General features: G+C 56.4%; 22 protein-coding genes. 5 read left to right on the top strand and 17 right to left on the bottom strand.

Translation table 11 applies throughout. The features are described from left to right. The first annotated feature begins 45 nt into the window (after positions 1-45). Positions 46-1,377, top strand: coding sequence for a DUF2254 domain-containing protein (locus BUB72_RS00105; RefSeq protein ID WP_073138568.1), 1,332 nt, complete (start codon positions 46-48; stop codon positions 1,375-1,377). Positions 1,378-1,489: 112 nt separating this feature from the next. Next, the gene (locus tag BUB72_RS00100) at positions 1,490-3,901 is read left to right on the top strand and encodes a GcvT family protein (protein ID WP_073138565.1); all 2,412 of its coding nucleotides are present in this window, start codon (positions 1,490-1,492) and stop codon (positions 3,899-3,901) included. A 105-nt stretch (positions 3,902-4,006) separates the two neighbouring features. Here the strand turns inward: BUB72_RS00100 and BUB72_RS00095 are convergent, their stop codons facing one another. From BUB72_RS00095 to BUB72_RS00070, 6 genes are all read right to left on the bottom strand, one after another. Then, a complete protein-coding gene (locus BUB72_RS00095) occupies positions 4,007-5,311 on the bottom strand; it encodes a branched-chain amino acid ABC transporter permease (protein WP_073138562.1) in 1,305 nt (434 codons plus the stop codon). Next, entirely contained in the window at positions 5,308-6,318 is a 1,011-nt protein-coding gene (locus tag BUB72_RS00090) for a branched-chain amino acid ABC transporter permease (RefSeq protein ID WP_073138559.1), read from the bottom strand. The genes BUB72_RS00095 and BUB72_RS00090 overlap by 4 nt, the downstream gene beginning before the upstream one ends. Further along, complete coding sequence (locus BUB72_RS00085) at positions 6,318-6,668, bottom strand: hypothetical protein (RefSeq protein ID WP_073138556.1); 351 nt, start codon at positions 6,666-6,668, stop codon at positions 6,318-6,320. Before BUB72_RS00085 ends, BUB72_RS00090 begins: the two co-directional genes overlap by 1 nt. A 1-nt stretch (position 6,669) precedes the next feature. Next, a complete protein-coding gene (locus BUB72_RS00080; RefSeq protein WP_425435144.1) occupies positions 6,670-7,353 on the bottom strand; it encodes an ABC transporter ATP-binding protein in 684 nt (227 codons plus the stop codon). Between the two features lie 149 nt (positions 7,354-7,502). After that, positions 7,503-8,282, bottom strand: coding sequence for an ABC transporter ATP-binding protein (locus BUB72_RS00075; protein ID WP_073138549.1), 780 nt, complete (start codon positions 8,280-8,282; stop codon positions 7,503-7,505). A gap of 68 nt (positions 8,283-8,350) precedes the next feature. Beyond that, the gene (locus BUB72_RS00070) at positions 8,351-9,544 is read right to left on the bottom strand and encodes an ABC transporter substrate-binding protein (RefSeq protein WP_073138546.1); all 1,194 of its coding nucleotides are present in this window, start codon (positions 9,542-9,544) and stop codon (positions 8,351-8,353) included. Positions 9,545-9,740: 196 nt separating this feature from the next. On the opposite strand from BUB72_RS00070, the gene BUB72_RS00065 reads away from it, so the two are divergent. Beyond that, positions 9,741-10,829 (top strand): PQQ-dependent sugar dehydrogenase, encoded by a 1,089-nt coding sequence (locus tag BUB72_RS00065; RefSeq protein WP_073138544.1) that lies wholly within the window; start codon positions 9,741-9,743, stop codon positions 10,827-10,829. Between the two features lie 64 nt (positions 10,830-10,893). Here the strand turns inward: BUB72_RS00065 and BUB72_RS00060 are convergent, their stop codons facing one another. The 3 genes from BUB72_RS00060 to BUB72_RS00050 are packed head-to-tail and all read right to left on the bottom strand — an operon-like array spanning position 10,894 to position 13,991. Beyond that, on the bottom strand, positions 10,894-12,294 hold the full coding sequence (locus BUB72_RS00060) for a TRAP transporter large permease (RefSeq protein ID WP_073138541.1): 1,401 nt from the start codon (positions 12,292-12,294) through the stop codon (positions 10,894-10,896). Next, the gene (locus BUB72_RS00055; protein WP_073138538.1) at positions 12,294-12,923 is read right to left on the bottom strand and encodes a TRAP transporter small permease subunit; all 630 of its coding nucleotides are present in this window, start codon (positions 12,921-12,923) and stop codon (positions 12,294-12,296) included. Before BUB72_RS00055 ends, BUB72_RS00060 begins: the two co-directional genes overlap by 1 nt. 54 nt (positions 12,924-12,977) lie before the next feature. Then, on the bottom strand, positions 12,978-13,991 hold the full coding sequence (locus BUB72_RS00050) for a C4-dicarboxylate TRAP transporter substrate-binding protein (RefSeq protein ID WP_073138535.1): 1,014 nt from the start codon (positions 13,989-13,991) through the stop codon (positions 12,978-12,980). A 102-nt stretch (positions 13,992-14,093) separates the two neighbouring features. Here BUB72_RS00050 and BUB72_RS00045 point away from each other — a divergent pair, with 102 nt between their 5' ends. Together BUB72_RS00045 and gloB are read left to right on the top strand one after the other, a co-directional pair. Further along, positions 14,094-14,852 carry an HpcH/HpaI aldolase family protein gene (locus BUB72_RS00045; RefSeq protein WP_073138532.1) on the top strand — a complete coding sequence of 253 codons (759 nt, stop codon included), beginning with the start codon at positions 14,094-14,096 and terminating at the stop codon, positions 14,850-14,852. Positions 14,853-14,881: 29 nt separating this feature from the next. Next, positions 14,882-15,637, top strand: a complete 756-nt coding sequence (gloB, locus tag BUB72_RS00040; protein WP_073138530.1) for a hydroxyacylglutathione hydrolase — start codon at positions 14,882-14,884, stop codon at positions 15,635-15,637. A 392-nt stretch (positions 15,638-16,029) separates the two neighbouring features. On the opposite strand, the gene BUB72_RS00035 is transcribed toward gloB, so the two are convergent. From BUB72_RS00035 to BUB72_RS18975, 8 genes are all read right to left on the bottom strand, one after another. After that, the gene (locus BUB72_RS00035; RefSeq protein WP_245814675.1) at positions 16,030-19,296 is read right to left on the bottom strand and encodes a DEAD/DEAH box helicase family protein; all 3,267 of its coding nucleotides are present in this window, start codon (positions 19,294-19,296) and stop codon (positions 16,030-16,032) included. Between the two features lie 225 nt (positions 19,297-19,521). Beyond that, positions 19,522-20,397, bottom strand: coding sequence for a GIY-YIG nuclease family protein (locus BUB72_RS00030; protein ID WP_073138527.1), 876 nt, complete (start codon positions 20,395-20,397; stop codon positions 19,522-19,524). Beyond that, positions 20,394-21,227, bottom strand: a complete 834-nt coding sequence (locus BUB72_RS00025; RefSeq protein WP_073138524.1) for a hypothetical protein — start codon at positions 21,225-21,227, stop codon at positions 20,394-20,396. The genes BUB72_RS00030 and BUB72_RS00025 overlap by 4 nt, the downstream gene beginning before the upstream one ends. 2 nt (positions 21,228-21,229) lie before the next feature. Beyond that, positions 21,230-22,342: a restriction endonuclease subunit S gene (locus BUB72_RS00020; protein ID WP_073138522.1), complete on the bottom strand. Its 1,113-nt coding sequence runs from the start codon at positions 22,340-22,342 to the stop codon at positions 21,230-21,232. After that, positions 22,339-23,871 (bottom strand): type I restriction-modification system subunit M, encoded by a 1,533-nt coding sequence (locus tag BUB72_RS00015; protein WP_073138519.1) that lies wholly within the window; start codon positions 23,869-23,871, stop codon positions 22,339-22,341. The genes BUB72_RS00020 and BUB72_RS00015 overlap by 4 nt, the downstream gene beginning before the upstream one ends. Positions 23,872-24,030: 159 nt before the next feature. Continuing rightward, positions 24,031-24,177: a hypothetical protein gene (locus BUB72_RS18725; protein WP_175549099.1), complete on the bottom strand. Its 147-nt coding sequence runs from the start codon at positions 24,175-24,177 to the stop codon at positions 24,031-24,033. Between the two features lie 39 nt (positions 24,178-24,216). Beyond that, positions 24,217-24,621, bottom strand: coding sequence for a hypothetical protein (locus tag BUB72_RS00010; RefSeq protein ID WP_073138516.1), 405 nt, complete (start codon positions 24,619-24,621; stop codon positions 24,217-24,219). A 278-nt stretch (positions 24,622-24,899) separates the two neighbouring features. After that, positions 24,900-25,565 (bottom strand): recombinase zinc ribbon domain-containing protein, encoded by a 666-nt coding sequence (locus tag BUB72_RS18975; protein ID WP_073138512.1) that lies wholly within the window; start codon positions 25,563-25,565, stop codon positions 24,900-24,902. Positions 25,566-25,653 lie beyond the last annotated feature (88 nt).

Genomic DNA, 25,653 nt, shown 5'->3' with positions numbered 1-25,653 from the left:
TGCATGAAAGCGACGCGGAATGTCGATTAAGGCCGAGGCTCCGATATGGAACAACTAAAGTCAGTTATCAGCAATTTTACGGCGTGGCCAAAGACGTTGCTGCGGTTTGCAGGGGAGCTGTGGCGCGAGCTTTGGGTGCGGGTCGTGGTCATGGGCTGCTTTGCGATTGTGGCTTTGGGGTTAGCGCAGACAATCGGTCATTTCCTGCCAAGCGAGCTTAACGGATATGTTTCGGGCAAAGCGGCGGACCGTTTACTGAGCATCATCGCCAACGCGATGCTGGTGGTCACGACGTTTTCGCTCACTGTGATGGTGACGGTCTATCGCAGCTCGTCGACGCAGTTCACCCCGCGTTTGCACCGGTTGATCATTCAAGACCCGACCACCCAAAACACGCTGGCAGCCTTTATCGGCGCCTATGTGTATGCGTTGATCGGGATCATTATGCGCGAGCTTGGCGTTTTTGCTGACGAGCGGGCGGCGGTGCTGTTTGCGACCACGGTGTTGGTGCTGGCCTATGTCGTCGTCTCGTTGATCCGCTGGGTTTTGCACCTGCAAACATTCGGCAGTTTGATGGATACAACGCGCCAAATCGAAGCGATCACCTGTGAGCAGTTCGAAGCACGTCTGTCCAAACCCTGCCTTGGGGCGAACCCATGGACGGCGGATGTTCAGGTGCCGGACGGAGCCGAAACTGTTCGGGCGTCAGAGACTGGCTATATCCAACAATATTACGAGGAATCGCTGGATCAGGCGGCGCGGGCGTGCGGGGTGGATATCTACATTTGCGCCGCTGTTGGCAGCTTCGTGATGAAGGGCGAGGCGATCGCATATTGCGTTCCCAAGGGCGACGCGGACAACTCCGATGAGGGCGATCTGGTCGACATCGTCCGCTCGCATATCCAGATCGGCGATGTCCGAACCTACGATCAAGACCCCCGGTTCGGTTTGATGGTCTTGGGGGAAATCGCGTCCAAGGCCCTGTCGCCGGGGATCAATGATCCGGGAACGGCTATTGATGTCATCACCCGCGTCGCGCGGGTTTTATCGCTGTATCAGGACGAAACGAAATCGAAAGAGCCGCCCGAACATGACCGCCTGTGGGTGCGCCCCCTCGATCCTAAGGATTTGGTCGAGGACGGGTTTGGCGCGCTTGCGCGGGACGGCTCGAAGCTCATTGAGGTGCAGCAACGGCTGCAATCGGCCCTGTCGCGTTTGATGGAACATGATTGCCCCGAAATGGCGAAGGCTGCGCGGATTGCGGCCTGTCTCGAGTTTCGGCGTGCGAAAGCATCACTGCAGTTCGAGCCGGATGTCGAGCGTCTGCGCCGCTCCACCGCGCGTGTGGTTCTGCAAGAGGTTGAGGGCGACGAATAGCGCTACGCTTAAGTGTGATTTGTCGCAGTGGGGAAAGTTTTGTCGTCTTGGAGGGATGACCAGCCGGACCCGAACGGCCACTCTTGCGGGAACCGGATAAGGATTTGGACCCATGAAGACCCACGCGCAGGCTGTTGTTATCGGGGGCGGCGTTATCGGCTGCTCGATTTTGTACCACCTGACGAAGCTGGGCTGGACCGATGTTGTGCTACTGGAGCGGGACGAGTTGACCTCCGGCTCCACTTGGCATGCGGCGGCAAATATTCACGGGCTGCATGACAACAACAACATTACCCGTATCCAGAATTATACGATGGATTTGTATAACGCATTGGAGGCCGAGACGGGCCAATCCTGCGGGGTGTTCCAACCGGGGTCTCTGTATCTGGCACAAACCGAAGCGCGTGAACACCAGCTGCGTTTGCAGGCCGCGAAGGCCGAATATTACGGGTTGAACTTTTACGAGGTGGACCGCGCTGAAGCGGAGCGATTGCATCCTCTGGTCAATTACGACGGCATCCGTTGCATCATGTATGAGCCGTCCGGTGGCAACGTGGACCCATCTGGCGTGACCAATGCCTATGCATCCGGCGCGCGGCAAAACGGAGCGGAGATTTACCGCTTCACGCCTGTGACGGCGACGGACCAGCAGTCTGATGGCACATGGGTCGTGAAAACGCCCAAAGGCGATATTGTGACGCCCGTTGTGGTTAACGCGGCAGGTCTTTGGGGGCGCGAAGTTGCCGCGATGGCAGGCATCGCGTTGCCGTTGCAGCCGACGGAGCATCAGTATTTCGTGACCGAGACCATTCCGGAGATCGCCGCACTGGACCGTCGCTTGCCCTCGGTCGCGGATCGCGACGGGGAATACTATTTGCGCCAAGAAGGGCAGGGCCTGTTGGTGGGGGCCTATGAAAAAGACGTCCGGTTCTGGGCCGAGGACGGCACACCGCAGGGCTTCGGCCACGAGTTGTTCGCCGACGATCTGGAGCGGATCGAGGACAATATGATGCGCGCCATCGACCGCGTACCGGTTGTTGGCACCGCAGGGATCAAACGGGTGATCAACGGCCCGATGATCTGGTCGCCGGACGCGAATGCATTGTTCGGTCCGGTGCCGGAGTTGAAAGGCTATTTCTGCTGCAACGGCATCATTCCGGGGTTCTCGCAATCGGGCGGGCTCGGATCTTTGACAGCGGAATGGATTGTTACAGGCGAGCCGCATCTGGACATGTTCCCGTGGGATATGGCGCGTTTCGGGGCTTGGGCGGACAAGAAATTTACCAAGGCGAAAGTTGGCGAACAATATGCCAACCGCTTTTCGATCCACTTCCCGAACGAGGAACGCTCGGCCGGGCGTCCCGCACGGGTGCGTCCGATCTACGAGACGCAGAAAGCCATGGGCGCGGTGTTCGGGCTGAATTACGGCTGGGAGCATCCTTTGTGGTTTGCTGACACGCCCGGCACTAAGGACACCAACGGGTTCACGCGCCAGAACTGGTTCGAGCCTGTCGGCGCAGAGTGCCGGATGTTGCGGGACAAGGCGGGGATTATCGATATCTCCAACTTTGCGAAATACAGCGTCACAGGGCAGGGGGCGTCGGACTGGTTGAACGCGATTTTTGCCAATAATATGCCCAAAGCCGTGGGGCGCTCCTGCCTGACGCCGCTGATCGGTGTGCGGGGCGGGATCGCGGGCGATTTCACCGTGACCAAACTGGACGACGAGGACTTTTTGATCATCGGTTCCGGCATGGCGGAGCGGTATCACCTGCGCTTCTTCAATATGGTTGAGCGTCCTGATACGGTTAGTTTCGAGAGCCAGACCGAGGCTATGTGCGGCTTCAACGTTGCGGGGCCGGAAAGCCGTGCGATGTTAGAGCGCTTGACCAACGCATCACTGGCGACGGAAGATTTCCCTTTCATGCGGTCCCAGACGATCACCCTTGCAGGGGTGGATTTGATTGCGCTGCGAGTGTCGTTCACGGGCGATTTGGGATGGGAGTTGCATTGCAAGAGCGAAGACCAGCAGCGGTTATATGATGCGTTGATCGAGACGGGCCGCGCCTTCGGGGCCGGACCTGTCGGATCGCGCGCGCTGATGTCGCTGCGAGTTGAAAAGGGCTATGGCAGCTGGTCGCGTGAATACAGTCCGGAATACTGGCCGCAGGAAGTTGGCTTGGACGGGTTGATCAAGATGGACAAAGAGTTTTTGAACAAAGCCGCATATGCGGCGCTCAAGGACAATGCGCCGCGCGAGAAATTGAGCATCATCGAAGTGTTGGAGGTGGAAGAGGCTGACGCGACGGGCGGTGAGCCGGTGTTTCTGCCGGATGGAACGCCGGTCGGGCGGGTCAGCTCGGGGACCTACGGCTACTCAGTTGGCAAGTCTTTGGCACTCGGGTTTTTGAAGGGCGTGGGGGCCGGGGCGGAGGTTGATGTTATGATCCTTGGACGCCCGCATCGCGGCGTGGTTCTGGCAGTGCCTCCGTTTGATCCGGACGGGAAAAAATTGCGGGCATAGCATATGTTTGCCAGTCGGGTTTTTGAGTATTTTTAACCAAATGGAAACACGCGCCCCTGATTGAATCGGGGGCGCGTTAACCTTAATGCCGCGTGAAGACCGGTATCATCTTTCGGGGATCAAGCCGCGCGGGCTGAACCGGAGCACCAGAAGAAGCACCACGCCCATCGTGAGCAGGCGCATATGTGCGGCGCTGTCGATAAGATGTTGTTTCAGCCAGAAGCCGTCGGACATGCCCGCCGTGATCAGTTGCATCAGGGCAAGGCCCATAGGTTCGACCTGAACCCATAAGAACCAGATCAGGAATCCGCCCAGCACCGAGCCGAAATTGTTGCCGGAGCCGCCGACAATCACCATGACCCAGATCAGGAATGTGTAACGCAATGGCTGATATCCGGTCGGGGTGAGTTGGCCGTCCAGCGTCGTCATCATCGCCCCTGCGATACCGCATATGGCGGATCCGAGGATGAACACCTGCAGGTGGCGCGCGGTCACGTCCTTGCCCATGGCCTCGGCGGCGACTTCGTTGTCGCGAATGGCGCGCATCATCCGGCCCCAAGGCGAGCTGAGGGCCTTCTGGGCGAGAAAGAGCAGGATGATCAAAACGATCGCGAACAGTGCCGCATAGACAAGCTTCACATAGAGCGTTGACGCGGTTGCAGGGTCGAGGCCCAGACCGGCTGCTGTTTCTACAAAGCCCGCATCCTCTTGTAGGTCAATTTCGTAAGGCACGCCGGTCGGACGGGGCAGGCCCACGACGTTTTTGACGCCGCGGGACAACCAGTCCTCGTTTTTCATGACCGCGATGATGATTTCAGCGATGCCGAGGGTTGCAATCGCCAGATAATCGGAGCGCAAGCCGAGGGCGGTTTTGCCGATGATCCAGGCCGCACCCGCGGCCAGCAAGCCCCCCACAGGCCAGGCAACCAGGATCGGCAAGCCCAGCCCGCCGAGATAGCCTGTCGCTGCGGGGTTCACGGCCTCTACGGCCTCGACACCACCATCGAAGACGAAGCGGAACAGGAAAAAGCCCCCGATGAGGGTGGCCAGCATAGTCAGCGTGCGGGGCCGTCCGGCGGGCAGCTTTTGGTGAACCATGATCGCCGCGATGACCGTACCAGCACCCAGCAGCAGGCCGGCCAGAACGCGGACGCCACCGACGCTCCATTCTTCGGCGTTGGCGGGCATTGCGGTGATGACGGTGGCAAGGCCGCCAAGGGCGACGAAACCCATGACGCCCACGTTGAACAGGCCAGCCAGACCCCATTGCAGGTTAACCCCCAAGGCCATAATGGCCGAGATCAGCCCCATATTCAGGATCAGCAGCGCCGAATTCCACGACTGGGTGAACCCCGTGCCGATGATCAGGAACCCTACGAAAACGAAAAGCAGTGCATCGCGACGGGTCATACGGATTGTCCTTTCAGCAGGCCGGTCGGTTTGAACAGCAACACAATAATCAGGATCGAGAAGGACACGGCGAACTTGTAATCCGTGCTCATCAATTGAAGCAGCCCATCGGGGGCCAGCGCTTCGGGCATCACATAGGTGGCGACCTTTTTAAACGCGTAGGTGACGGTCACCTCGGAGAACGCGATGACGAAGCCGCCCGCGATGGCGCCCAAGGGATTGCCCAAACCTCCGACGATGGCCGCGGCGAAAATTGGCAGCAGCAGCTGGAAATAGGTGAACGGCTTGAAAGACTTGTCGAGCCCGTAAAGCGTGCCTGCAACGGTCGCCAAAGCGGCGACGATTAACCATGTGTAAAGGACGACGCGTTCGGGGTTGATGCCCGACAGCAGCGCCAGATCCTCGTTGTCGGAATAGGCGCGCATGGACTTGCCGGTGCGGGTTTTGTTGAGGAACCAGAACAGGATTGCCACGACGATCACAGCGGTGACGACAGTGATCCCTTGGGTCGTCTTGATCGCCAGGCCTTCGTCCAGGCCTGTCATTACTTTGAAGTTCCGGGCCGAAATAATGAACCGCTCACCATCGGCAAAGCGTTGGTCGTCGGGGCCGATGATGAAACGCGTCAGGCCGTTCATGATGAACATGACGCCCAGCGAGACCATCACCAGAACAACGGGTTTAACCTTTCGTTGCCGGTAGAATTGGTAGACCACCTTGTCGGTGCCCACCAGAACCAGACCCGTCAGCACGATGCCGAAGGGCAGGGCGAGCAATGCCGTCGGAAGTGGGCCGAAGCTGATCCCGACGCTTTGGAAGCCCCATGTGATCAGAATGACGAACATGGTACCGATCGCCATGGTGTCCCCATGGGCGAAATTGGAAAAGCGCAGGATGCCGTAGATCAAGGTTACCCCAAGCGCACCGAGCGCTAGCTGCGCGCCGTAAGCGGTACCGGGCACCAGTACGAAATTGGCAAAGGCCACAATGGCGTTCAGAAAGTCCATCAGTCTGCCCCTTCGCAGTTGCCGAGATAGTTCACCATCAACGGCCCGTCATAGAGATGTGTGGAGTAGCGTGCGGTGCCATCTGTCGCGCGGCTCATCAGGTGAAAGGCGCTTTCGGTCACGCCGACATAGATGCGAACGGCGTCACTGCCGCCAACGCTGACGGGGAAGCTTTCGGCGTCGCTCACCAACAAGGTTGCGCCGTCTTTTTGCTCTATCGCAACGCTAAAGGCGCTGTCAGCGCAGGCCTCCGCCTCGAAACATTCGGTGGTGAAGGTGCAGGTGTCCGCCAGCACGGGGGTGCCGAGAAGTGCGGCACATGAAGCGAGGGGTATCAGTATCGGTTTCATCTCATCCCCCCAAAAAGCTTTTGCGAACTTCGGGGTCGTGCAGCAAGGCCTGTCCGGTATCGGTGAAGCGGTTGGCACCTTGAACCAGAACGTAGCCTTTATCCGCAATTTCAAGCGCTTGTCTGGCGTTTTGTTCTACCATGAGGATGGAAATGCCGGTGCGGGCGACCTCGATGATCCGGTCGAACAGCTCGTCCATGACGATGGGAGAGACGCCCGCTGTTGGCTCGTCCAGCATCAGAACCTGCGGTTGGGTCATCAACGCGCGGCCCACGGCCACTTGCTGGCGCTGACCGCCAGACAATTCACCCGCCGGTTGCAGGCGCTTGTCGCCTAGGATCGGAAATAGCTCGTAGACCTGCTGAATGGTCTTCTGGATGTCGTCGCGGCGCAGGAAGGCGCCCATCTCCAGATTTTCCTCGACGGTCATAGACGTGAAGATGTTAGAGGTCTGCGGCACGAAGGCCATCCCCTTGGCCACGCGGGCTTGCGGGGTCAGGGATGTGATGTCCTCGCCATTCAGGCGCACGGCCCCTTGGCGGACGTTCAACATGCCGAAAACGGCCTTCATCGCAGTGGACTTGCCTGCGCCATTGGGGCCGACGATGACCGCGATCTCCCCCTTGTTCACAGCGATGGTGCAATCGTGCAGGATGTCGGGTCCTTGGCCGTAGCCACCGGACATGGCGTCGCCAATCAGATAGGGCTCGTCAGGTGCGCCTTTGGTCGGGGCGTGTTTGGTTTTTTGCGTCTCGATTGTGCCGCCAACTGCTTTTGTTGGATTCTTGCCCAAGGACGCATCCTTGTTGCCGCGGCCGGAGTAGCTGTCATTGCTCATGCGTTTGCGACCTTGTTCTTCAGACCGGTGCCCAGATAGGCCTCGATCACGTGCTCGTTGGCTTTGATCTCGTCGAGCGTGCCTTCTGCCAATACGCGGCCCTCAGCCATACAGATCACAGGGTCGCAGAGGCGACCGATGAAATCCATGTCATGCTCGATCACGACGAAGGTGTAGCCGCGTTCCTTGTTCAGGCGGATGATCGCGTCGCCAATGGTGTTGAGCAGGGTGCGGTTCACGCCTGCGCCGACCTCGTCCAAGAACACGATCTTGGCGTCGACCATCATGGTGCGCCCCAACTCCAGCAGCTTCTTTTGCCCGCCCGAGATATTGCCCGCCCGCTCGTCACTGATGTGGTCGATTGTCAGGAACTCCAGCACCTCGTCGGCCTTGGCCGCCAGCGCCCGCTCTTCATCCGCAATCCGTTTGCGGCCGAACCATGTATTCCACAGCTTTTCGCCAGACTGGTTGCCCGGCACCATCATCAGGTTTTCGCGCAAGGTCATGGAGGAGAACTCATGCGCAATCTGGAATGTCCGGAGCAATCCTTTGGAAAACAACGTGTGCGGCGGCAGTCCGGTAATGTCTTCGCCGGCCATCGTGACCTTGCCGGAGGTTGGTGGAAGTACGCCCGCTATCACGTTGAAAAGGGTGGTTTTTCCTGCGCCATTTGGTCCAATCAATCCGGTGATTGATCCTTCCTGAATGGTCAGGCTTGCGCCATCAACAGCGTGAAAGCCGCCGAAATGTTTGTGTAAGTCGTCTACGACGATCATTTTTGTCTCCCCCTAGCAAAACAGCCCGGAATTGCTCCGGGCTGTCTTCAATTCTTCGTCGTTGGAACCTAGCGGTACTTGACCACTTCCAGCGCGCCATCGGTGAAGGTCACTTGGCGGTAGTTGCCAGCAGACTCGCCCGCGCCGATCAGCTCAACTGCCGACGCGCCGACATAGTCGATATCTGTCCCTGCTTTGAGCAGTTCCAGCGCCTTGGCCAATTCACCTGGGTAGATCTTCTCACCCGGAGCGTTGGCAACGTCCATGACCTTGTCTTTCAGTGCAGAGGAGTCAGAGGACCCGGCAGCCTGCATCGCCAGCATGATCAATGCCGCCGCGTCATAGCTTTCTGCCGAGAAAGGCGAGGTCGCATTGAACGCGTCGCCAATCAGCTCTTGGTACTTCTGCGCGCCGGGGCTGTCTGTGCCCGGGTTTTGACCTGTAGAGCCGTTGATCTCTGCGCCAAAGTTCTCGACCAGCTTGTCGGAGATCATGCCGTCAGGGAAGTGGAACGTGTCGAACGCACCGGAATCCAATGCTGCACGCACAATGCCGGAGCCGCCTTGGTCCACATAGCCTGCAACGACCAGACGATCACCACCAGCAGATGCCAAAGCACCAACTTCAGCGGAATAGTCGGCTTTGCCGTCTTCATGCGCGGCAGAAATGGTCACGGTGCCGCCAGCAGCTTCGTAGGCGGACTGGAACGCATCGGCCAGACCTTTGCCGTAGTCGTTGTTGGTGTAGGTCAGAGCGACGGATTTGATACCTTCCTCCATCAGCACTTCAGTCATCACAACGCCTTGGCGGGCATCGGACGGGGCGGTGCGGAAGAACAATCCGTTATCTTCGGCAGTGGACAGGCCCGGGGATGTCGCGGAGGGCGAAATCATCACGGTGCCGTTGGCCAGAGCCACGTTGGACAGGATCGCGCCGGTGACACCGGAACAGTCGGCGCCCATGATGGCGTTGACCTTGTCGGACGTGACCAGACGTTCCGCAGCCGAAGTTGCAGCGGCCGCGTCGACGCAGGTGCTGTCTGCGCGGATACCTGTGACGGTTGCGCCGTCCAGCAGCATGCCGGATTCAGACACTTCCTTGATCGCAGCTTCAGCGCCGCCAGCCATCTGTTGAGCCAGCGATTCCAGCGGGCCGGTGAAGCCCAGAATGATGCCGATTTTCACGTCTTTGGCGTGACCGTCAGCGAATGCAGCGCCAGCCAAAAGGGCCGTGGCGGTTGTTGCAAGCAGCAGTTTTTTCATGAGTGATCTCCCTGATCGTAACTTTTTATGGACTGAACACTACGCAGCGATTCCCTAAAAGAAAAGGGGGCTTGGAAGGCTTTCCTCTACGGCAGGTTGAAGCGCGAAGCCGTGGTGGCTCTTCACGATCAGGTTAGCGGGATGGATGCCGTCGAGGGCTGTGCTATCTTCCTGACAAATGCTTGTGGAGTGATCAATGAACCCGAAAATACTCGCAGTTTCCGCCCTTTTGGCTTTTGCCCCGCCCGCGCTGGCGCTCGACAGCAGCGCCGGTAACTTGAAGGTCACCAAACTTGCCGACGGGTTTGACGAGCCTTGGTCCGTCGAAGCCCTACCAAACGGCGGGATTCTGGTCAGCGAGCGCGGGGGGGCGCTCACGCATCTGCGCGCCGATGGAAGCCGCGTTCAGGTAAAAGGCGTACCGAAGGTGGTCGATCGCGGACAGGGCGGGCTGCTCGACATCATGATCCCGCGTGATTTCGAGACCTCTCGAGAGGTGTATCTGAGCTATGCCAACAGGGATGGGGCCAGCTACGGGACCGCGCTCGGTCGTGGCAAACTGAACTCTGACGGAACAGCCCTTGTCGGCTTCAAACGCATCTTCCAGCAAGCGCGCGGAAGTGATGCCGCCAAGCATTTCGGCTCGCGCATCGTCGAAGCACGCGATGGCACGATCTTCCTGACCATCGGTGAGCGTGGCGAACGCCCCAAAGCGCAAGACCTGCAAAATCACAACGGCACCGTCGTGCGCCTGCGCCGCAGCGGCGTGGTGCCGCCGGACAATCCGTTCATCGGTCTGCCCGGGGCGGAGCCGGAGATATATTCCTACGGTCACCGAAATGCCCAAGGCGCGGCGCTGGATCTGAACGGCAACCTCTATGTGGTCGAACACGGTGCGCGCGGCGGGGACGAATTGAACGCCATCAAACCCGGTGGAAACTATGGCTGGCCGGTGATCAGCTACGGGCGTCACTATTCCGGCGCTAAAATTGGCGAAGGGACGTCCAAGGACGGAATGGAGCAACCCGATCGTTACTGGGACCCGTCAATCGCCCCGTCGGGTCTGATGATCTACTCGGGCAAGCTCTGGCCAAACTGGAAAGGCGACTTTTTCACGGGCTCGTTGAAGTTCGATATGATCTCGCGCCTGGATGCCAAAACGCTCAAGGAAGAGCGCTTGCAATCCACCCAGACGGGTCGTGTCCGTGACGTGGTCGAAGGCCCGAACGGTGAAATTTGGTTCCTGTCGGTCAATGACGGCGCGCTTTACCAGATCACCCCGTAAACCAACCTATCGACCGCAGCACACCCCATGTCTCCATTTGGTTCCAAATACTCAAAAACTGACATCACCCCGCAAGGGACGGCAGCCAGAGAACGATCCCCGGAAAGGCCACCAAAGCGGCGATGGTCAACCCGTCGGCGATGAAAAACGGCGTCACGCCTTTGAACACGTCCTGTACGGTCAGATCGTCCCGCACACCGGCCACAACGAAACAGTTCAGCCCGATGGGCGGCGTGATCAGACAAAACTCGGCCATCTTAACCACCAATATCCCGAACCAGATCGCGCACATGGTGCCGGACATACCGAAGGTGCTCTCTGCCGCTGTCACGGCCTCGCCACCGTTCAGCGCCATGACCGCCGGATAGACCACCGGCAGGGTCAAGAGAAGCATCCCAATCGCGTCCATGAACATGCCCAGCACGGCGTAGGCCAGCAGGATGCAGACTAGGATCAACATCGGCGATGTCTCAAGCGAGGTAATCCAGTCCGAAAATGCGCCCGGCAAATCGGCAAACCCAAGGAAGCGCACGTAAATCAGCACCCCCCAGATGATGGTGAAGATCATCACCGTCAGCTTGGCCGTCTCAATCAAAGCCTCTTTTAACTGGGTCATCCGCATCCCGCGGTAGAGCGCCATCAGGAACACGATGAACGCGCCGACGGCACCGCCCTCGGTCGGGGTACCCCACGCGTCACCGAACGGGTTGTAGACGAAGAAGATGATAATCACGACCACCGCGACGATGGGTAGGGCAGGTGGCAGGGACTCGAACCGCTCGCGCCACGTGAAGCCGGATACCGGCGGGCCTACATTTTTGAACACAACGGCAATCCCGATGATCAGGAGCGCATAGATCACGGCCGAAAACGCGCCGGGAATGAAGCCCGCGAGCAGCAGCTTGCCCACGTCCTGCTCCACAATGATCGCGTAAATCACGAGGATGGCCGAGGGCGGGATCAGCGACGCCAACGTGCCGCCCGCAGCCACGACACCCGCGGCGAATTGTTTGTTGTAGCCGATCTTCAACATCTCGGGGATCGCGATGCGGGCAAAGACCGCAGCGGTCGCAACAGAAGCGCCGGACACGGCGGCAAAGCCTGCGGTGGCGAACACGGTCGATACCGCCAGCCCGCCCGGAACCCATGCGATCCAGCGTTTTGCAGCCTCAAACAGCGCCGAGGTCAATTTGGCGTAATAGGCCAGATAGCCGATTAGGATGAAGGTCGGGATCAGGCTCAGCGCTTGGGAAGACACCTTGGAGTGGGGCACTTGCCCCGCGATTTTCACGCTGATCTCGATGGATTTCCAAAGCCGGTCGGGGGCGTAATCGAACCCGTTCCAGCGCAGCCAAATCAACCCAAGCAATCCCGCCATTGCAGCGGCAAAGGCCACCCGCATGCCCAGAACGACCATTGCCAGCATGAACCCCGAGACCCACAGGCCGATGGTGATTTCATCCATCAGTCTGCCCCCTCAAGCTGCTCGGCTTCCAAACGGGCCTGTTCGGCGACCGTCAGTATCAACGGCACGGCGACGGGGTTTTCAAGGTTCAGGACAAACGCACGAGCGTAGCCCCATGCTTGCAAGACTAGTCGCAGGGCCAATACCGAAAACGCCACGGGGATCAGCAGCTTTGAGGGCCAGATCGGCAGGCCGATGTCGATGGAGCTGTCACGGCTCCAGAGCGGCTTGCTCATATCGAAGCTGCGGTCGAAATGGGCCCAGCTGCCCCAGATAAGTGCGATGATGAGGATAAGGATCAGCAGCACGGAGATCAGCTCGAACAACCACATCGCGCGGCCTCTCAGGGCCGAGATCACGATATCCATGCGGATATGTCCGCCCGCGCGCTGCACGTAGGACACGCCCATGAAGGCGATCAAAGGCATGGCGGCTTCGATGTAATCGACATAGCCAGACAGCGGCGCGTTAAAGAACTTGCGCCCCGTGACCGAATAGGCCGCCAAAAACATCAAGGAAAAAACCGCAAGTCCCGACACCAACGCGAAGAAGCGCTCCAGTGGTACCAATGCGCGGTCGAGCCTGCTTAGAATGCTGGAATCTTCCAGCACTGCGGCTGATCCGGCCATATAAACTTCCCCCGAATAAAGATGCGGCGCCCGCAATAGGGCGCCGCTTTGTCTTTAGCTGCCGCGCGTGTCGGCGAGCGTTTTGATCACGAGGTCATACAGCTCCTGGCCCGGAATGCCTTGGGCTTCCATGTCGGCGATCCACGCATCACGCGCCGGATCGGCGGCCTTGGCGCGGAACTCGTCGATCACGGATTGGTCGATCTCGACTTTCTGCACGCCCTTTTCTTCCAGAACCGAATCCCACTTCTTCAGCAGCTCGCCATAGTTGGCGAGGTAGTGGTCCAGTGCCTCGGGGATCGAGCTGTCGAGCGCCTCGCGTTCGACGTCAGACAGCGACTCGTAGGCGTCGATGTTGACGACCACAGGGCAGTTCACCGTGCCGGGGTTCAGGTTGGCGGTCCACCAGTCGGCTTGGTTGATGGTGCCGAAGGACAGGTGCGCGTGTTGCGCGAAGGCCACCGTGTCGACCACGCCGGATTCCATCGCTTGATAGGCCTCGGTCGCGGTCACCGATGTCGGGACAGCGCCCGCAGCTTCGAAGGCGGCACCAAGACCGCCCGTTGCCCGAACGCGCATGCCTTGCATCTTTTCAAGGGTGTCGCGCGGCTCACCGGTGCCGACGATGTTGTATTGCGGCATCGGCGAGGTCATCAGCAGCTTCGCATTCCACTGTGCCATTTCTTCAGTGGCAGCGGGGTGCGCGTAAACAGCGCGCGAAACGGCAACTTCTTCCTCTAGATTGGACACACCAAGGAACGGCAGCTCCAGCACAGTCACCACGCGGTTTTTATCGGGGTGATAGCCCGCACAAAACTGCGCCATCTCGAACGCGCCGATGGAGATGCCGTCAAGGTTCTCGCGGTTCTTGGACAGGCCGCCATAGCTGACATTCATGGTGAATTCGCCGCCGGTCTTCTCGGAAACCAGTTCGGCCAGCTTCTCCACATGCTCGGTAAACGCGCGGCGTTTGCCCCAGACAGAGACATTCCATTCCGTCGCCGCAGCTTCGCCGACGAATGCAAAGGTAAGAGCCACCACCGAGGTGGTTTTCAAAAGTTTATTCATAGAGTCCTCCCAGACAGGATGTATTTCATCCATTTTTGTGAGACAGAGCATGTGATTAATTGCCCTCGGGTTCAACCCGTTTTGTTGCGAAAGGTTTGTGTCATGGCATCACTGAAATCGAGGCTCTGCTCGGGACTGGTTCAGCGCGGGGTGTGGCTTGGCCTTGGAAATGCCGCCAGTGCCGAGATTGCCGCGACCGCGGGCTTTGACTGGTGCCTGATCGACGGCGAACACGGCCCTTACGACATTGCGGCCATAGCCGAACAGGCGCGGGTACTCGGGCCGGAGGCCTGCGTGCGGGTTCCAAAAGCTGAAGTCTGGATGATCAAGCAAGTGCTTGATCTGGGGCTACACACGGTGGTGGTGCCGATGGTCGACACACCCGAGCAGGCCGATGAAATGGCCTGCGCCATGCGCTACCCGTCGAAGTCATTCCCGCAAGGCACCCGTGGGATCGGGGCGGCTTTGGTGCGGGCGTCCGGTTACAACCATGACACCGATTACATCGCGCAGGCCAACGATCGTGTGTGCCTGATCGTTCAGATCGAAAGCGTCACCGCGTTGAAAAACCTCGACGCGATTTGCGCGGTGGAGGGTGTTGACGGCGCGTTTATCGGTCCTACCGATCTGGCGGCCTCCATGGGCTATTTGCACGATCTGGATGCACCGGAAGTGCAAGCAGCGATCGACGACGCGTTGCGCTGGATCGCGGCGTCTGGCAAGATCGCGGGCGCGTTAAGCTTCAAGCCGGAGCGCGCCGCGCATTATGTAGAGATGGGGGCCACGATGGTGGCCGTTGCCTCGGATGTGGCGCTGCTCAGCGCTGCCTTGCGTGACTGCGCCAAGAGCTTTACGCCTTAACACCCATCTTACACTCCGGAGGCCGTTCCGTGCTGCAAATCCACCAATTCCCCCATCCGCCCCTCGAAAACTATGGGGTGTTGATCCACGACCCTGACACGGGCGAGACCGCGGCAGTCGATGCAGGGCACGGCCCGTCCTATCTGGCTGCGATCGCGGAAACCGGCTGGACGCCGACCCAAATCTGGGTGACGCATCACCACCATGACCACATCACCGGGTTGCTGGCGTTGAAAGAGGCAAGCGGGGCCACGGTTTACGGCCCTGCGGGCATTGACGGGGTTGACCGCGTTCTGGCCGGCGGTGACAGCATGTCTTTCGCGGGACGAAAGGTCGATATCATCCACACCCCGGGGCACACGATGGATATGCTCAACTTTCATATCGCATCGGAAGGCATTGTTTTCACAGGGGATACATTGTTCGTGATGGGCTGCGGCCGCCTGTTCGAAGGGGCGCCATCGGATATGTGGGCGAGCCTGCAAAAACTGATGGCTTTGCCCGAGGAAACCAAAGTCTATTGCGCGCATGAATACACGTTGTCGAATGCAAGTTTTGCAGTCTCCGTTGACCCGAGCAACATGGCACTGCGCAATCGCGCTATCGAGGTGGAGCAACTGAGAGAGCAGGGCGACCCGACCGTCCCGTCCACCATAGCGGCGGAACTTGCGACCAACCCGTTCTTGCGCTGCGCTGATCCGTCGCTTCGTGCGGAGCTTGGGATGGAGCAGGCTAGCGACGCTGAGGTGTTCGCCGAGTTGCGTCGCCGTAAGGATAATTTTTAACGTAAACTGGAAGCTAAAGTGGCGGGCCAATCGAGATAAAAGTGGGCACCTCTATACTATTGAAATAAAGGGACCTTTTCCTTGGTCGGACCGCAGGGGAGCTTCATTATCTCCGCAGCGTCGTCGTGCTGAAGAGCTCGTAGAACTTCGAAGGGAAGAATTCGAACCGAGCAAACTGGCGGAATTCCGAATGGATATTCGCAATCAAGTTCTTGTCGAAACCGGAGTAAGTAAGCAGCAAGCATTCGTCGCAGTAGATCGCGCCATCCGGCGCCTCTTACTCAGAGAAGCCAACTGATGTTGGATCAAAAACTCTTGTTCAGGTCAAAGGATTACTTATCAACTTCCAGTTTGAGGAATCCGCCCTGAAGTGTCGCCCGTTTTTTGACAGATCAGGACGCAACGACTTGGTTCAAACGTTCAACGATCTCGATAAGCTCTCGTATTTGAGGTTTACGAAAGACCCCTACGACGCCCATATCGTCAATGTCAGTGAAAGGGCTTTCGTAAAACAATCTCGGGTCAACAGTTCCGTTTTCCGTCAAGAAATCTACAAGCAAATCCATGAACTCACTTTGATCTGCTGACAACGAATTCTCCGAAGCAAACTCGGAAAAAGCTTCTTTTGCGGCCGCTCGGTCCAATCCCGTCAATTGACGTAAGAAACCGGCCAGCCCTACAGAATTTTCTATTTCTTCCAACTCTTCTCGATCCGAAACCCCAAGCTCCACTAACATCGCTTCAAGTTCATCAAGGTCTTGCTGAGTGATGGGGCGGCCGCGACGAATTTTTTGGAGAGCTATATGATCTGCATGATCATCGATGAATCGGCGGACTTTCATCTTAAAGCGTGCTTTATCGAAGCCGGTTCCGACCTCCGGCAGCGAGATCTCGTCGCCACTTCCTATCTCGTCTTCGAAGTCAGTGATCACGACCTTGCGTTCTGTAGGCTTAATCAGACCCGCCAATAAACGCAGGCGTTTCCGAATATCTTCGAGAATTTCGATCGTAACATCAGTCCAAAAATCATCGGTCTGAACGTCCAGAATCAATGGCATTTCTCTTGCTACGACTGGAACATTCGAAAGTGTCTCCAACGCAGAGGCGAACTTAATGATCCGACGCTGAAGAGCGGAAAATTCGGCGTCGCCCTGAAGCAAAAGCAGCTGGGCGTTCAATATAAGAAGATCAAATTGCTTGGCCGGCAGAGGGTCATCTTCAAAAGACGTAGGCAGTCCTGCAATTTCTTCGTTGAGCGTAATTCGGGCGTCGAGATCGATCGCATCCCAGCTCTCTGGCTTTTGGAACTTTTCTACAGAACGTCGCTTCGACCGGACTAAGAAATTTTCCAAGTTCATCCCACGAACCTCGTCAAATAGACGCGTCTTTACATCGGAAAGAATAGCCACATGTGGCTCATCCGCGGATTGAAGTGCACCAACGAGCTCAACTCTCGTCACGAACAGCCGCTCACCGATTGGACGAGCAACTGGGGCATCGATAGCCGCAGGGTTTTCGCGGAAAAATTCCAAGTTTTGACAAAAGTCGAAAATCAGAAATTCTTCCTTGTCCTCATTGGGCCCAAACAAGTCAGGCGATAAACGGGTTCCACGGCCGACCATTTGCCAAAACTTCGTTTTTGACCGGACGATTTTGAAAAACACGAGGTTTACGACTTCCGGGACGTCGATCCCCGTGTCCATCATGTCGACAGAAACAGCGATGTGAGGCGCCTTTTCCGCTTCCGAAAAATCATCGATCAGTGACTGAGCATAGGACACGCTGTAGTCGACCAATTGCGCAAATTTTCCTTCGTAGTGCGGGTAATTTTGATTGAATCTCTCAACGATGAATTGGGCGTGTCTGCTGCTCTTTGCGAAGACGATTGTTTTGCCGAGCCTATCACCTCCGGCAACTTTGATGCCGTTCTCCATCAAGTGCTTTAGGACCTTGTCGACGGTATCCTTGTTGAACAGCCATTTGTTCAGATCCGAAGAGTCAACGCGGTCAGGGATGCTACCTTCCTCATCCCATTCGAGATTGTCCCACTCGTCTTTTTCTTCTTCAGAGAGTTGATCATACTCTATGCCGTCGCGTTGAAATTTCAGAGGCACCGATATCGACTTGGGGGGGACAAGAAATCCATCAGCCACCGCATCGTCCAGATCGTAAGCGTCTGTCGGCACACCTCGCTCCAGCTGGAAAAGCGAGTATGTGTCACGGTCGATTTCGTCTCGTGGGGTCGCGGTAAGCCCGATCAGAAGGCTGTCAAAGTATTCAAAAATTGCGCGGTATTTTCGGTATACTGATCGGTGCGCTTCATCGATGACGATCAGATCAAAATGACCGGGTCCAAAACGTTTCTCGCCGCCTTTAACTTCATCGATCAAGCCCATCATAGTAGGGTAAGTCGACAAAAACACCCTTGCACCTGCATGGTCATTTTTCGCCGGATCATGCTTTTCCAGGAGGTTCGCACTGGGCGCTGATGGCATGTGCGTCTTGAAAGCTCCGTGCGCTTGTTTGACCAAGGCGACTCGGTCAGCAAGAAACAGAACTCGACGCACCCAGTTTGCGCGCATGAGCTGATCAATCAATGCGATGACGGTCCGCGTTTTCCCGCTTCCGGTAGCCATAACAAGCAGTGCCTTGCGTTGACGGTCTTTTTCAAACGCTTCTCCAACGCGTCGAATCGCACGCTGTTGGTAGAACCGACCAGCGATATCTTCATCGACGTTGATTTTTCCAAGTGGCTTGCGAGTGCCGCGACGTTGATGAAGCAGAACCAGTTCATCCTTTTTCAAGAACCCTGAGACTTGCCTTGGCGGATACATTTGATCATCCCAGACCCAATGATCGTAGCCATTCGTCGTGAATATCACCGGTCTCCGGCCATACATCCTTTCAAGACAGTCGGCATAGAGTTTGGCTTGCTGTTGCCCAGTTCGGCTATCTTTCTTGGTTCGCTTTGCTTCAACAACTGCCAATGGTTTGCCGTCGTCCCCCCAAAGCACGTAATCGACAAACCCGTCACCCGACTGGCTCGGCATCCCCTGAACTGGAAATTCACGGTCTCGCTCCTGATCAAGCGGCCACCCTGCTTCAGCCAGCAGTAGATCGATAAATGCATCTCGGGTTGCGGCTTCATTGTAGTCATGATCGTCGGTGACGGCTTGGTTCGCTGAGCGCGCAGCAGCCACTTCAGCGCGCAGACGGGCCAATTCCTCTTCAAGTGCCTTTCTGCCATCCTCGGAGGCTCTGCGGGCCTCTTCTGCAGCTTCCAAGGCCTTCTGAGCCGCTGAATGCTTGTCACCGAGGTCTTTGATCTGCTGCACGGTGCTCGCAGTGATGGTTAGCGTCTTTTCCAGCTTCCCAATATCAAACGTCAGAGCCGGATTGGGCTTGGCACCGGTCGCGTAGGTCCGCGCGATCCAGTAACAAACATGAAAGAGTTCTCGGACTGTTGTGGCCGCATCCTGCGGACTGATTTTTTTGGCGCTGTCGTGCGCGGCACGGTTGCCCTGGTCTTTGATGTAGCGCGCTTTAGTTACAATCTTCGGCCCAGCGAGCTTCTCAAGAGTCGGTTCAGCGATCAGCGCCGCCAGCGTGCGATCATAAGGATTTCGCAACGCTGGGTCGCGTCGATAGAGCCACTTCAATGCGATCTCAAGCGTCAGTCGCTAATAAAAACATGCGCCACGTGGGTCCGACAGCGCAGCGGCCTCCGCCTTTTGCGCAGGCCCCAAGAGATTGGGAAATTCTTCCGAAAGAAACTGAAATTGGCTCATATCAATTCACCCAAAATAATTCACAAGAACGGTGGAAAATTGTCCACAATCCAATAATCATTGTCTTGCCATAAGCGTTCACCACAAGTCACAGCCTTACCCTCTCATCGTCGCCAACCTCGCCAAGACATCCATGGCGTCCAGGCCGACATAGATTTCATTGTTGTTCACCTCGGTGCGAAACTTGGCGAACACTTCGCCTAAAGTCGCCTCGGCTTTGACCGCATTCTGCACTGAACCCATTGGCTGTGCGGTATGGAGCTGCCATTGTTTTTCATCGCTGAGCCGGTATTTATTGAAATGCTCGACACGTTCGTTCGGGGTGGAAGAATGACCAATTTTCAGGTTTTTGGTGCCCTTGCCCAGTGTCGCTATGTAGACGTAGTTCAATTCGTCACTGTCGATAGGCTCGACGCTATACCCCTCAATTCGAACTGGGTGTTTCTGACGCAAAGCCAGGTTCCGTTGCTGCATCGATGTGAAACGAAACTCAGCCATTGGGATTTCGTTGCCTTGCGCTTTCATGATGCCAAGCAGGCTACCGGCGAGTTCCTCGTTCACGTGTTCAACTGAACTGACCGACTTCAGTGTGTGGGTTTTCGCATCATATCCATCAAGCTCACGAAAAAGCGGCGCATCCAGAATTTCCCATGTTCGAATAGGTTGAAGAGCATAAGGCCACTGCAGGTCCCAGTCCGTTGCATTGACCTTGTAGTCCGTAAGCAAAGCGTTTTGCCGCGTAACCTGCCAAGCGGACTTCACACGCCCTTTGAATTCTTCAGGGACGATCACATCATGGCCTGGGCTACTGCTCACGACGCCAAAGACTATGTCGCCTTCCTTGACCATATTTCTGGCCATCGACCTGCCGCTCTTGCTGCTAAAGGTCAAAGGCCAGCCGATTTTTTTAACGGCTCCTTCTAAGTCGTCTTTGCCATGGGAGGCATAAACGTAGGTGAAAAAGACGTTCATGCTTCACCCGCCGCGTATATGACATCTGCGTTGAACTTGTCAGAGACATAAGGGACAAAGGCGGTCAGCATCACCGATAGTGCAACAAGGTCTTTCATTTCAATTGGTCGCAACGCACCGCTTCCTGCTCCGTGGCCGACACCAGGGAAAGCGCGAAACCCATATACCTTTTTTGCCGCCTCTCGAACGGTGGCGTGAGGCCAGACGTCCAATTCATCGCATATCTTTCCAAGCGTCTTCTGTTTCGCTTCCGGATGCAAAGCAGCCAGTGCCTCAAGAAGGTTGAATTGCTTGTTGAAACATGTCGCCATCCGCCCTTCGGTCGCGCCATGCCCTAAGTCACCAAATGCCTCTTCATAATCTCGGAGCAAACCACTCAGAGCTGGGTCCGCAGATGCAGCGCTTTTAAGGTCATTAACCAGTCGAGCAAACATTCCAGGCAGCGTTGGGTTGAGCTGGAAAGAGCGCCGCAGATCATATCGCACGCTATAACGTCCAATGAACGCGTCGACCAAATTGAAATAGCGGTTGGCCAGAGCGTCGCCACCGAAGTCTTCAATGATGTCGAACGCTTCGGTCAGAAACGCAACAAGTGCAACTTCGCCCTTGATCTGGGCTGACTTCGTGCCGCGAAAGGCCGCGCGTGATTGATCCACGTCATCAACGATGGCGGCAAGTTCCGTTGCGGCATCGAGGCGGTCGACAAACACCGTTTCCAACTCTCGAAAAAGCTCAACGAAAAGATCGTCGGGCGCTTTGGGGTGATCAGAAAGCGGCTTCCAAACACGACGCCACATCTCAGGCCAAACGGGTAGGAACTCGCCCTTCATAGTCAGAGTTCTCCTCGGAAGGCACGGTGCTGGAGAGAGGCGAAGAGCTTTTCAGATTGACTGAGCAAACCCGCCTGTGTTCCGATTATCGAACGCCTTTGATCTAAGGCAGCAACGAACTTCTTTTGGAGCGACTTTGGCGGCAGCCTCACTGGAATTCTATTTAGTTGTTTTTGGTTTAACTTGGGTTGAGCGCTACCAGTTACGAACGGCTTCAAATCAATACTCTCGAGGTGATACTGAAGAAATCGTAATTCTGATCTGCCATTGGGACGCAAAACATGCGCATGGTTATTTACCCAAAATTTCCCTTCAGCCGTGAAGGCTATTGGCGAGCTTCGAGCGAGAAGATTTGCACCATCCTCACCAACAAGCAGATGTGTTCCTTCGAACAAGAATTCATCGACAAAATCAATTATTCCTGAAGCGCCGTAGTATGGGACATTGCCCTTGCGCTTCTCACGATCTGCCTTTTTCAAGGGGATACGCTTGCCGTCAAGATTTTCTGCCAACTCACCCAACGGAACTATTGGCCAAGATTCCCAATCCTGCGCGCGAGGACCAAACATCTCATGAAAGATCGCTTGGCCGAGGGTGTTAAGTTTGTCGAGGGCGCGGGTGCGGAGGCGGCGCAGGGTGTCCGCCTGATCCAATATCCCCGCAATCCGCTTCTGCTCCTCCAGCGGCGGGAGGGGTATTGTGATCCGTTCAAGGTCGGCTTTGTTAAAGCCAGCCTGTGCGGCGCGTCCGCCAAGATTGAGAATGAAGCTTTGAAATGCGTCTGCTCGCAAGAAGTGTGCGAAGTAGGCGCGGTCTAATCGTTCCAAGTCGGGAATGGTTTTGACCAGCGCGACATTGTAAGCACCTTCAAGACCGGACAGTATTTTGCCGAGCGATGCCCCATACCGTGCGATCATAATGTCGTCAGCAGTGCACTTCTTAAGAGTTTGTTTGTCCGGAACATAGACTGCTTTTTTATCGGTTTTGAAGTCTTGGATCTGCAAAAGGCGAACATAACCTTCGTTTGGCTCTTCGATAAAAGTGCTTTTTGGAGGCTGTGTTCCCCCTTGGATATCGCAGATGTCAAGAAACTGAACAAATTGGGCAGTCGTCATCCAAGCATCCCCTCAAGCTTATCCAGCCCTTTGGCGATCTTTTCTTCGATCTTGCGCAACTCCTCGATGATGTCCTTGGGGTCATCATGCTCGACCTCTTCGTGCTCGATCTCTTTGTAACGGTTCAGGGACAGGTCCCAGCTGCCAGTGGCGATGATCTCCTTGGCTGGCACCATAAAGCTTTGCGCGGTGCGGGGGCGCTCTGCCTCGGCCTCCAGTTCGCCCCATCGCGCCAGAATGTCCGGCAGGTTGTTCTTGGCGTGCTCTTCTTCGGTCAGCGTTGCCGTAACGCCCAGCTTATCCTCATCCAGCTTGGGCGTGCGTTTGTCGTCCAGCGTGTAGCCGTCCTCGGCCATGTCATAAAACCAGACGTTGTCGGTGCCGCCGCTGTTGGTCTTGGTAAAGATCACGATGGCGCAGGACACGCCCGCATAGGGGCGGAACACGCCCGAGGGCAGCTTGATGATGGCTTCAAGCTGGTGATCCTCTACCAACATGCGCCGGATGTCCTTGTGCGCCTTGGAGGAGCCGAACAGCACCCCATCAGGCACAACCACCGCAGCCCGCCCGCCGGTGCGCATAAGACGCAGGAAAAGCGCGACAAACAGCAGCTCGGTCTTTTTGGTCTTCACGACCTTGAGCAGGTCCTTGGCCGTGGTGTCATAGTCGAGCGATCCGGCAAAAGGCGGGTTGGCAAGGATCAGGGAATAGCGGCCTTCGTCTTCGCCGTGTTCCTCTGCCAGGCTGTCGCGGTAGGAAATGTCAGGGTTATCGACCCCGTGCAGCGTCATGTTCATCGCGCCGATGCGCAGCATGGTGCTGTCAAAGTCAAAGCCGTGGAACATGGTATTGTGGAAGTGGTCGCGTTGTTCCTTGTTGCGCAGCAATTCGGGGTGCGTTTCGCGCAGATATTCCCCAGCCGCGACAAGGAAGCCGCAGGTGCCCGCCGCAGGGTCGCAGATCGTATCCGCCGGCTTGGGCGCCATCAGGTGGACCATCAGCTGGATGATGTGGCGCGGTGTGCGAAATTGGCCGTTTTGGCCGGCGCTGGCGATCTTGCCGAGCATGTATTCAAACACGTCGCCCTTTGTATCGCGGTCGTCCATGTCGATCTCGTCGAGCATCTGAACAACTTTGGCGAGCAGGTTCGGATTGGAAAACCCAAGCCGCGCGTCTTTCATGTGGGTGCCGTAGGATGATCCCTGTTCGCCCAGATCACGCAGGAAGGGAAAAACGTGTTCATCCACGATGCGCATCATCTCTCGCGATTCAAAATTCTTGAAACGTGACCAGCGGAGGTTTTCGAAAGGCTCATCCTTGGGGTCGTTGCCTTCTGGGAAAATCCGGCGCTCCATCTCGATGCCAAGTGTCTCGGCTTTGCTTTCTTCCCTGGTGTGCAACTCATCGAGGCGCTTGATGAACAGCAGGAAAGTCAGCTGTTCGATGACCGACAAGGGGTTGGAAACTCCGCCAGACCAGAAGGCGTTCCAGATTTGATCGATTTGCGTGCGGATGGCGCCTGTCAGCATGTTGGCTCAATTCTTTGAATTATTTGTTTGAGACCAGACTATTGACCACCTCGTCCTTGCGCAATCAGTGATTGAAGGAAGTGGACGCTAAATTCCTGACCTGCATTCGGAAAAATCTACGGAACAGAGTATGTTCGTTGCTGAGACGAGTAAGGAATTTCAGTCCGGTTCAAGCTTTGCCAAGATTGTCCCGGCGAGCCACGCCCATCCCTGAGCTTGAAGATCATCGATCTTTGACATTTCGGCCGGTTTTTTCCCTTCAGTCCATCGATGCCGCCATCGGAAAAAGCCGGTGGCGGTCATCAAGAAATTTTCCTTTTGGGACTTGGCGAAGTTACGAGCGGCCTATGCTTGTGCCAACTTGAAATTAGCCCAACTCAACGCTGTTAATCGGTCCTTGAGCACCTCGTGGGCCTCTATGAGCCTCTTGTAGCGTTCAGCAGCCTTTCTCATTAGCTCGAGATCTCGGTCGAAGATGATGTCTTCGTCAGTATGACGCAGGAAAGTATGATCGCCGTAACCGGGGCTTCTCTTGTTCATCGAAGTTCGAAGGGCACGTGCCACCACCTTGATTGTCTCGAGCTCCTGGATGCAGAGAATTTCTCCCGTCAATAGACGTTCCAGTAGGCGGCGATAGTCTTTGGCAAGATGCGGCGGCATCTCAATGTTGGTAAGCTCACATGCTTCGCCGAATGCGCGCCCCAGACGCAAGCATGAGTATGCTAATTCATCAACTGATTTTTGGGTCATTATGCTTTCCCTTTGTTTTTGGGCGCGACGTGAATGTCAGCCCATACAAGCAGCCAGCTGAAGAACGGCTGACCGTCGCTCGCGTCAGGCAGCGAGCAGCTCTTCCAAGAGCGGTAAAATAAAATAACACAGGTTGCCGTGCTGTCCGCGCTCGGCGGAGTCCATGCCTACAATTTTCAGGGCGACTCGAAACTGACTTAGTTTTTTTCTTTAGTGCGACATCATGTTCCGCGGAGCTCGTGGGGTTCACAGGCTCCCCCACGACACCGTGAACATGATTATGCGGCTTCAAAGCGGGGAATGATCTCGATCCTGTCACCATCGACCCGGACTTCGTCGATGAATGCGCGCAGGTAAGATTTGCGGAACGTCATAGGTCCCGTGGTAATCCTTGCACTAAGAAATTCAGCGAACTCGTTAAGCTGATCAGGGGTTACGGAAATACGTTCGCTTTTGAGCACCGCCAAACGGTCGAGTTTGGCCGCAATGATATCACGCTCATCTTTGACCCTTTTGAAACGGGCAACAAATTCCGGATCATCGAGGTCGGCCATTCCCGTCTCGACCATCCGATACAGCCGAGCAACAGCGCTATCCGCATCGGATTTCTCACGCGCCAGCTCATTTGACCTTCTTCGTGCCTCAAAATCACGAGCATCGTTACGTTCGGCCAATTCCAAAAGAACACCTTCGCAATGCTCTCTGTTGATAATAGCCTCAGTGGCAACGTTCGAAATCAAATCATCGAGCTCGGCCATAGGCAGACTTTGACCCTTGCAGACTGATTTGCCTTTCCGCGCTTGTGTGCTGCACGTGTAATAGCGATATCTCCCGCTCTTGCCCGTCCGAAGTATCAAACCGGACCCGCATTTAGCGCATGTGGCCAACCCTGTCAGGAGGACAGGGCTGTTGACTTTTCGCGGCGCGGTTTTCCGAGCCCACATTTCCCAAGTGATCGCGTGATTTAGCTTCGTTTGTCCGTTTTTTTGTGTTACATTACAGCATGTTAACTTGCGTTGGAGGCTGCAATGC

It is taken from the genome of Litoreibacter ascidiaceicola, from assembly GCF_900129235.1.
Classification (GTDB): domain Bacteria; phylum Pseudomonadota; class Alphaproteobacteria; order Rhodobacterales; family Rhodobacteraceae; genus Litoreibacter; species Litoreibacter ascidiaceicola.
Note: the sequence above shows the minus strand (reverse complement) of the source record. Positions and strands in the feature narration are given on the sequence as shown.